Source organism: Ochrobactrum sp. BTU2 (assembly GCF_024539785.1).
Lineage (GTDB): Bacteria > Pseudomonadota > Alphaproteobacteria > Rhizobiales > Rhizobiaceae > Brucella > Brucella anthropi.
Genome location: NZ_JAHWRG010000044.1, coordinates 1 through 8,539 on the forward strand (window position 1 = coordinate 1; position 8,539 = coordinate 8,539).

Genomic DNA, 8,539 nt, shown 5'->3' on the forward strand with positions numbered 1-8,539 from the left:
AGGACTCTCCGTATGATTCATACGGAAAATCGCCCATCACGCCGACTAATGATATGTGGGGTAGCCTTACCGCTTACTTATGGTGTGCACGTGCTGTGTTGCGACGTTCATCATCATCGCACAAATCATCTAAATCCCCGGCGCTCTTCCCGGACCGCCGGGGATATGCAGACATCTCCGGTCACGTTATCCGCGATGTTCACACGCGGCGGATCCTATCAAGCACGATCTCAAATTTGAAGTGTGCAGGGAACAATATCCGAACACAGGCATCGGGAATTTGCTAGGCGTCCGGGGCAGCGTGTCCAGGAATAGGATAGTATTGCGGTTCATTCACCGTTAGAGCCTATATCGATTCACAAAATGCTCAAAACTACTTCGCATCGTGCGGATATGAGTCATTGTGAAAGGAAAGGGCTCTGGTGCCGAAATGTTGTTATTAGCAGGCGCGTTAATCTGGAACCGATGGGAAAAAAAGCATCCTAGGCGCGCAACCAGCTTATTTCATTCGGTCGAGGCAATACCGAGGCTGCTTTCTCGAAGAAGTCATAGCGGGGAGAAACATTGCATCGCCGGTTAACCGGATATCGCTTTGGTTGGAGTCAACCACTATAGAACCGAGCGCAGGTCCGTTTGAACGAAGTCGTCTCCTACATAGAGCAATGGACAGCCGTGCTCGTGAGCAACTTCATAGGAAAAGCAGTCACCATAGTTGAGCGAAGCTGGGTGAATGCCTTTGCCCCATCTGGCGTAAGCATTGGCGACCCGGCGTGCGGAAGCGGCTGTCACGGATACGATTTCGAAGCCGAGCCCGGAAATCAACGCGTCAACCTCTTCGCCGACATTACGTCGCGCAGCAACAATGAGGGCTTCAGTAACTGTTCCGGCGGAAATCAATAGCTCATCAGCCTGTTCGATTGCCGTCATACAAGCTTGGCCTTTCGGCTCATTGAGCACGATTGCCATGAGCGCGGATGTATCGACAGCGATCATATGGGCATTCCATCGTCGTCGTAAAGAAAGTCCTGGCTGCGCGCAGCATCAGCCCCGGGTAATGCTTTCGTCGCCGCCGTTGCCCTCACCCTTTCCATCAGTGCGCGTCGGCCTTTGGGCCCGGGCGCTGCCGCAACGGCTACGATCCGTGCAATCTCATGGCCGCGACGGGTCAAAATGACTTCATCCCCGGCTTCCGCCCGCTTTACCAGTTCGGTGAGCTGGCCTTTCGCGTCGCTGACAGATACGCGCATCGTCCATGTTCCTTTGTATTTCGCTCATACTTAGCGTAAGAAATGGTCCATGTTGTGGTCCATGTCAATAGTGACCGGCGAACAGAGTTTGGATCTGTTCATTCCTTTCTGCAAATTGACACGAAGAGAGCGAAGCGAACGTAGTTGGCCGGAGGCACCCGCGCTTTCATATCGCGCTGTAGGGTTGCCGGAGGCCCGAATCGCGCAGCGACAGATTGAATACCTCGCCGCTTATGAAAGTTACCGAAAAGGTAAATTAACTGATGCGGCACTAGGAGCATCACCGGCCATAGAACCACGGTTTCTACCTTGAAATACCCATAAAATCCCGACATATCCGCTATAAAAGCAAGATCGTTAATATGGTGTAGCACAATAAGGGTTGTCGGAGAGAGCCAAATCGGTAACATTGCACCGATGTAATTCATAACCATTTCAAGGAGAAATCTGACCAGGTTATAAAAGAAAAACCGCTCCCGAAAAAATCCGGAAGCGGGGTGCAAATTACAAACATTCAGTTCTTCATAGATCGCACTCCCAACTTCCAAAGTCAAACAAAAACGCTTTTCGGCGAACGGGAAAGCTTTGCCTGGTCCTCAATAAGGAGACGAGGAGGATGGGGGAGACCCTACAGCCAGCGCGGCAAGTTGGCCGCAAACAGACACCACAACGAACCGAGTTTCGGCGGCTGGCCCAGTCCACGGAAATTGGATCGGTGACGCGTGGGCAGCTGATCGGCCTTGCGCAGTCTCTTCCTTGCCTTGGCCTCATCAATGGCATCGAAGCGCACTTGCTTGTGGCCCTGATCAATACGGCTCCAGCTGAGAGCTATGACAAGGGCGGACGACCGATCGTGTTCAAATCCAATGCAGCGCTTGCCTTCGAGGTCGGCCGATCCGAGGGCCGCGTCAGCCGAATGTTGTCTCGGCTGTTTGACGCCGGTGTCATCACCATGCAGGACAGCGGCAACTACAAGCGCTATCCGGTCCGAAATGCGGACGGCAGTATTGCCGACGCTTGCGGTATTGATCTACGCGTTCTGATTGCCCGCTTCACGGAGCTAGACGGAATGGTCCGGCAGGCAAAGGCGGAAAAGAATGCACTCACTGCAAACCTGCGTCGCTATCGCGGCGCCGTTCGCAATTTGCGCAACGCGCTCGCCTCTGTCGAGGACTTGCCCGCGCGGCTGCGCGCCATGATCGAGAAACGTTTTGCGCGTGTTCTCGAAGCAGTAGGCATCGCGAACAAGGCATCAAGCGCTGTTTTGCGACGCGCGACAAGCTTGATTGAATGGATCGTCGAGCGGGTGATGCAGCTGCCTCGCCGTCATCAGTCTTCAGATAGAAGCGAAGATTCGACATGCCCATATGCCGAAAACGACATGCACAAACAGATTACAAACCCCTATTCCCTTGAAGATAGTAGAGAGGAAATGCGTTCGGCTTATGCCGAACAACTCGGTATCTTAAAGACCGGCTTCGCCAGTAAGAGGGCTTTCGAAAAAAGCCTGGGAGGCAAATCGAGCCTAGTCAATCAACCGCAACACCCGCCACAAACGTTAGTGGCCCTGCAGGATCTGTTACGGGCAATACCGGCGCTGAACACCTATGGAATATCGCGCCCCCGCACCTGGACTGATTTGGCCCGTCTCGCCCCGCAAATCTGCCGCATGGCCGGGATTTCCGAAGATGCACGCCGCCGGGCTGTCGATCAGATGGGGGAACAGGCCGCCGCGATTGCTATCGCAATCACGCTGCAGAAGTTCGACGAGAGGCAAGTGAAGTCGCCGGGCGGCTATTTGCGCGCCATGACAGAGCGCGCCGCTGCCGGCGAACTGCATCTTGCCCGCTCGGTTTTCGGGCTTGCTGCCCGACATGGAATGGAGGGAATACATTGATCTTTCGCTACATTTTCTCCGCCGCGGTAGCCCTGCTACTGACTGTCGGGCTAGCTGCCGCTGAACAATGGTCGGGTTCCGTTGCCGGAACAGCCCGCGTCATCGATGGCGATACGATCAGCATACGACGACAGCGCGTGCGGATTGCCGCAATCGACGCTTGCGAAAAGGAGCAAAGCGGCTTTTTGAATGGTAAGACGTGGCCGTGTGGCTTGGTTGCGCGCAGCTACCTTCGCAAAATGATCGACGGCAAGCATGTGTCCTGTCGGATCGTTGATGTGGATCGCTATAACCGTTCCGTCGGTCAGGGCTTTCTTCCGAATACGGATATCGGCATTGCAATGGTGCGTGCGGGTCAGGCTGAAGCGATGTTGCGCTACTTGCCGCGAAACCACGGCATCGACATTGCCGAATATGGGTATGCCGAGAACGAAGCGCGCGAACGTTTGCTTGGAATATGGGCGGCCGACGTAGAGAGCCCGCATCTATATCGACGGACCCATGCTTCCAGATAAGCCTTCCAGCATAGCCAAATTGGCGAGGTCGAATAATCGGCGCGGAGAACCAATTTGGCTATCCGTATACTCCATGATTACACAACATCTGTTGAAAATGCGCTTTATCCGGCTATCATGCGTTGCACAATCGGTATTGTATCAACGGTCATGTGCCCATGAGACGAGTTGCCATATTGGCGCATAGAGCACACCTCTAATTCGGTTGCTTTTGACGCTCGTTCGCACGTCGACGCAGTTGCCGCAAAGCCGGAAGCCTGAAAAATTTCCCCGCCTGCGGCTCCTCGCCCGAACAAATTTTTCGGCCCACGGCTTCCTCCGCTGCGCTCCGCGCCCAAGGGTGCAACACCGCTTACCGCCGTGCCTTGGAACGATCATCGCAACCACATAGAGGAGTGAATACCATGGCCAACGAAATCACCAACTTCATCCAGTTCGATAGCGAAGACCTCGACACCGCATCCGGCAAAGGCCGTATTTCCACCCTGACTGACGACATCGACATCGAGGTCGTGCCTTTCAATTCCGACAACCCGGACGCCCCTACGCATCGCGTTTTCGCCAAGTCCCCGCGTGGCTTCAATATTGAGGTCGGTGGTATCTGGAGAAAGGCTAAGGCCGATGGCGAAGGTTTCAAACGGAACCTCTCGATCCGCCGCCTGAACTACAACGCCAACCTAGGCCGCTTCGGGGGGCAGGACGACCCAAGCCTTCAGGCCGTTCTCGAATGGGAACCGCGTAATTGATAGCACAACAGCGCCCGGCTGAGTGCCGGGCGCACTATACCGAAAGTCGCGGAAATCCCTTTGTTTTCTGGATTTTGTGCGCATTTTGTGCTAGGAGTTGTCACAATAGGAGTTTTGAAGATGAACTTTCATGCCCCCCGTCCGGATCGATCTCCAGAAGCTGTTGCCAAGCGCAAAAAGGCTACGGATCAGGCGCGTGCTGCAAACATGCGGCAGGGCTATGTCCACGACCCACTGTTGGAAGCAGCGACGGCGGCCTACGTCGCGGGCGATATCACACGCGACGAATACAGAGAGCGTGTTGTCCGCAAACCGCAATAGCTCACGCTTATCCTTTTTAATTTGATGCCGCCTGCCTTGAGTAGGCGGCTTTTTATTAGGTGCGCCGAGCATGGCGCGTGGTGCGCAAGCATCGCTCGACCGGGATGGTATCCGTTCGATGACTTGGAGGTGAAAGTCCTCTACGGGCCCTGGTGATGGGAACCGTTAGCCGAACAGCAAGGGCGTTGTCGTAAGGCGGGGTCTGAAGGAAGCTGTAAGCAAAGTGCCGGCCTGACGAACAGGAAGCGCATAAGAGGCAGTCGCATCAGGGCAAGGGGGCCCATTTACCCAAAGCCCGATATCACCCGGATGATGCGGCTGTAGATGCGACAGGTATATGGCATGAAGGTCACGCGTCTTACCTCGGGAGATCTGTCGCCTCGCCACCGGCAACGGTGTGCTACCGCCGCTGAGAAGCGACGGAATAGGGCGGCAGAAGTCAGCAGATGCCGTAGTAGCCGTACCGGACGGCGAAGGGCTGAACATGAAGTGTCGGATGGAGAACGATCTTTCGATGACGACAGCAGATGCAGATAATGGAGCTGAAACGCCCCATGCCCATGCGGAAGGTAGTGGCCGGAAGCTGCGAGAGGATGCCTTGGGCGCATCAAACGTCACGGCAGGATCGTCCAACTCACAACCGAAGGACGCGATGCAACTGATGGAAATGATCGTCAGTCGCGATAACATGATAGCGGCCTTACACCGCGTGGTGTCGAACAAGGGAGCGGCGGGCATCGACAAGATGAGCGTTGGCGACCTGAAGCAGCATCTCGTATCGCATTGGCCGCGCATCAGGGAAGACCTGCTGGCGGGTCGGTATGAGCCAGCGCCGGTGCGCGGGGTGGAAATCCCCAAGCCCGGCGGCGGGAAACGCCTTCTTGGCATTCCCACGGTTCTCGACCGCCTCATCCAGCAGGCGATACATCAGGTGCTGATGCCGATCTTCGACCCAGGCTTCTCCAATTCCTCTTTCGGCTTTAGGCCGGAGCGGAGTGCCCATGATGCGATCCTTGCCGCACGGTCCTATGTGGCCGACGGTTACCGCGTTGTGGTTGATCTTGATCTGGAGAAGTTCTTCGACCGGGTAAACCACGATGTGCTGATGGCACGAGTGGCACGCAAGGTCTACGACAAACGGGTGCTGCGGTTGATCCGCCGTTATCTGCAAGCCGGGTTGATGATGGGCGGGATGACGACAATGCGAAGCGAGGGAACGCCGCAGGGCGGTCCCCTGTCTCCGCTATTATCAAACGTCTTGCTCGACGATCTGGACAAGGAACTGGAACAGCGCGGACATCGCTTCTGCCGCTACGCCGACGACTGTAATATCTATGTGCGGTCAATGCGTGCTGGTCAACGGGTGATGGCTTCGCTCACCACCTTCCTTGAAAAGAGGCTGAAGCTGAAGGTCAACGCCACCAAGAGCGCTGTTGATCGTCCATGTAACCGGGTCTTTCTGGGCTACTCAATGACGGCTCACCGTATGCCCCGCCTTAAGGTGGCGGTACAAAGTGTGAAACGTCTTCGTGGTAAACTGAAAGCCCAGTTCCGGGCTGGGCGTGGCCGGGCCATTGACGCCACCATCAAGGACCTAGCGCCGATCCTGCGCGGCTGGACAGCTTACTTTAAGCTGGCTGACGTGAAGGGGACGTTCGAGGAAATGGATGGATGGGTTCACCGCAAGCTGCGGGCTACCCTGTGGCGGCAATGGACGAAACCAGCCGCGCGCGCAAGAAACCTGATGCAACGAGGCATAAAGAAGGAGCGTGCATGGATAAGTGCCAGCAATGGCCGGGGACCATGGTGGAATGCCAGAACCTCACACATGCACGAAGCCCTACCGAATGCCTACTTCACCAAAATCGGGCTGATCTCGTTCCTGAAGGAACACCGACGCCTATACTACGCTTCATGAACCGCCGTATACGGAACCGTACGTACGGTGGTGTGGGAGGAGGGCCTAAAATGCCCTCCTACCCGATTCTTCGCTATGGCTGAAACGGAACCCAAAGGCTCCTATATCTATCCAAACACATCTGACGATCCCGACCGCAGGGACGTGCTGCGTAATAAACTTGGAATCCGGTCTCATAAGGAACTGCGCGTCGAAGAATATCGCGCGACAGCATTCCGGATGACTGAAATTGCCGAAGGAGACGGCCCGAAAGGCGCGTTCGACGCCCAACATCTGAAAGCCATTCATGGTCATATTTTCCAAGATGTTTATGAATGGGCCGGTCATACGCGCAATGAAAGCCCTGTTGTAGATGGCCAGAGGGTGGAGCCGATTGGCAATTTGTCGAAAGGTGGGAGCTCATTTCTTCACGGTTCGCGCATCGAGATGGGCTTGGACGAAGCCTTTAGACCGATCAGGAATCCGGAAATATTGCGTGGATCGTCGGTCGAGCAGTTCGCCGAAATCGCCGGTAAAGTTTTGGCAGAGTTGAATTATGTGCACCCCTTCCGAGAAGGAAACGGACGGGCGCAGGAGGCACTGCTAGCATCCATCGGACGCGAATATGGTCATGATGTTGACTTCACCGTCATCACCAAGCCGCGCATGATCGAAGCGTCGATCGCGACGACCAACGACCCCTCCAGTCCAGCTATGAAACATGTCTTTGAAGACGCGATCGATCCAAACCGGCAGGAAGCCATAAGAGCTGCTTTCGTCGATCTTGAAATGCGCGGTGAGAATGCTTTCGAGCACAACGTGCGCAGCGCCAGGCCGGGCGAACAGATTTCAGGTCAGGTTCTCGGTCACGATATCCGCGTTGCCAGCGTTGTTACCGACCACGGGATTGTCGCAGTCGATCGCGCCGACCTTCCAGAGCGGTTGCCCGATGACAATAGCGAAATGACATTCACGGCTCGTTCTGACTTCTCCCGCCTGTTGCGTCCGGATCAGGTCAGAAATGCAGATGTTCCCGCCGTCGAACGAATGCCACCAGAGCAGAAAAGCGCAGCGGTCCCATCACGGCTTTCAGAGTTGTCGACGCACAAGCAGGCGGAGCGGGATTCCGACGACCGCGAACGATAAGCGGTACATCTTCCGCGCAGAGATCTGGTCCGTTTGCTTCGGTGGGTGACATTTGGGCCGCCCCACCCGTTGGTTGATTGACGGACAAGCTGCGATAGCCCCTCCCCAATGCAACCGCTTCGCGGTCCTCCACTTCCGTTGCGGCCAATAGGTGCATGGGCTCGTCTCGGCTATCTCCGTTTTTTGCCGTCAACCAACGAATGGAGACGGCCATGAACAACGTCATCGACACCTATCAGCGCATTACCGACCTCATCATCGAGCAGCTGGAAGCCGGCACCAAGCCTTGGGTTCGCCCGTGGCATGGAAATACCCGCCCGAGCTCCATCATCCCCCGCCGATCCAGCGGCGAAACCTATCGCGGCATCAATGTTCTCATGCTCTGGATCGCGTCGCAGATGAACGGCTACGAACAAACCACCTGGATCACCTATCGTCAGGCGCAGGATCTCGGCGGTCAAGTCCGGAAGGGCGAACGTGGATCGCTTGTCGTCAAATTCGGCACCTTTACCCCCAAGGATCAGGACGCCGATGACGACCGTTCTATCCCTTATCTCAAGGGCTACACGGTATTCAACGTAGAGCAGATCGAGAACCTGCCTTCCGACTATTACAGCCCAGCCGAACCGATGCCGATGGCGCTCGTGCCTCACAATGAAACCGTCGAGATGTTTGTTCGCCAGACCGGAGCCGTCATTCACTACGGCGGCACGAAGGCTTGCTATCGTCCTGGACCTGACGACATTCTCATGCCCGACCGGGAGCGTTTT

The 8,539-nt window shown here is 55.8% G+C and carries 9 protein-coding genes; 7 read left to right on the forward strand and 2 right to left on the reverse strand.

Annotated features, from left to right (window positions below):
* Window positions 1-609: 609 nt before the first annotated feature.
* Both KWJ32_RS27385 and KWJ32_RS27390 read right to left on the reverse strand, forming a co-directional pair.
* Window positions 610-993 carry a type II toxin-antitoxin system VapC family toxin gene (locus KWJ32_RS27385; protein WP_151610730.1) on the reverse strand — a complete coding sequence of 128 codons (384 nt, stop codon included), beginning with the start codon at window positions 991-993 and terminating at the stop codon, window positions 610-612.
* A complete protein-coding gene (locus tag KWJ32_RS27390; RefSeq protein WP_151610729.1) occupies window positions 990-1,247 on the reverse strand; it encodes a type II toxin-antitoxin system prevent-host-death family antitoxin in 258 nt (85 codons plus the stop codon). The genes KWJ32_RS27385 and KWJ32_RS27390 overlap by 4 nt, the downstream gene beginning before the upstream one ends.
* A 616-nt stretch (window positions 1,248-1,863) precedes the next feature.
* Here KWJ32_RS27390 and repC point away from each other — a divergent pair.
* From repC to KWJ32_RS27425, 7 genes are all read left to right on the forward strand, one after another.
* On the forward strand, window positions 1,864-3,144 hold the full coding sequence (gene repC / locus KWJ32_RS27395; protein WP_151610728.1) for a plasmid replication protein RepC: 1,281 nt from the start codon (window positions 1,864-1,866) through the stop codon (window positions 3,142-3,144).
* A gap of 32 nt (window positions 3,145-3,176) precedes the next feature.
* Window positions 3,177-3,659, forward strand: coding sequence for a thermonuclease family protein (locus KWJ32_RS27400; RefSeq protein ID WP_151610731.1), 483 nt, complete (start codon window positions 3,177-3,179; stop codon window positions 3,657-3,659).
* Between the two features lie 404 nt (window positions 3,660-4,063).
* On the forward strand, window positions 4,064-4,405 hold the full coding sequence (locus KWJ32_RS27405; RefSeq protein ID WP_105545503.1) for a DUF736 family protein: 342 nt from the start codon (window positions 4,064-4,066) through the stop codon (window positions 4,403-4,405).
* A 120-nt stretch (window positions 4,406-4,525) separates the two neighbouring features.
* Window positions 4,526-4,726, forward strand: coding sequence for an antitoxin VbhA family protein (locus tag KWJ32_RS27410; RefSeq protein ID WP_105529505.1), 201 nt, complete (start codon window positions 4,526-4,528; stop codon window positions 4,724-4,726).
* Window positions 4,727-5,240: 514 nt separating this feature from the next.
* Complete coding sequence (ltrA, locus tag KWJ32_RS27415; protein ID WP_151649016.1) at window positions 5,241-6,644, forward strand: group II intron reverse transcriptase/maturase; 1,404 nt, start codon at window positions 5,241-5,243, stop codon at window positions 6,642-6,644.
* Window positions 6,645-6,719: 75 nt separating this feature from the next.
* On the forward strand, window positions 6,720-7,769 hold the full coding sequence (locus KWJ32_RS27420; protein ID WP_213507543.1) for a Fic family protein: 1,050 nt from the start codon (window positions 6,720-6,722) through the stop codon (window positions 7,767-7,769).
* A gap of 212 nt (window positions 7,770-7,981) precedes the next feature.
* Window positions 7,982-8,539: ArdC-like ssDNA-binding domain-containing protein (locus tag KWJ32_RS27425; RefSeq protein ID WP_256886591.1), on the forward strand; the 558-nt coding region annotated here is incomplete at its 3' end.

What these genes read in the sequence shown, in the direction of transcription:
- KWJ32_RS27410 (WP_105529505.1), top strand. Translation starts at nt 4,526, where the DNA reads ATGAACTTTCATGCCCCCCGTCCGGATCGATCTCCAGAAGCTGTTGCC.
- KWJ32_RS27405 (WP_105545503.1), top strand. Translation starts at nt 4,064, where the DNA reads ATGGCCAACGAAATCACCAACTTCATCCAGTTCGATAGCGAAGACCTC.
- KWJ32_RS27390 (WP_151610729.1), bottom strand. Translation starts at nt 1,247, where the DNA reads ATGCGCGTATCTGTCAGCGACGCGAAAGGCCAGCTCACCGAACTGGTA.
- repC (WP_151610728.1), top strand. Translation starts at nt 1,864, where the DNA reads ATGGGGGAGACCCTACAGCCAGCGCGGCAAGTTGGCCGCAAACAGACA.
- KWJ32_RS27420 (WP_213507543.1), top strand. Translation starts at nt 6,720, where the DNA reads ATGGCTGAAACGGAACCCAAAGGCTCCTATATCTATCCAAACACATCT.
- ltrA (WP_151649016.1), top strand. Translation starts at nt 5,241, where the DNA reads ATGACGACAGCAGATGCAGATAATGGAGCTGAAACGCCCCATGCCCAT.
- KWJ32_RS27385 (WP_151610730.1), bottom strand. Translation starts at nt 993, where the DNA reads ATGATCGCTGTCGATACATCCGCGCTCATGGCAATCGTGCTCAATGAG.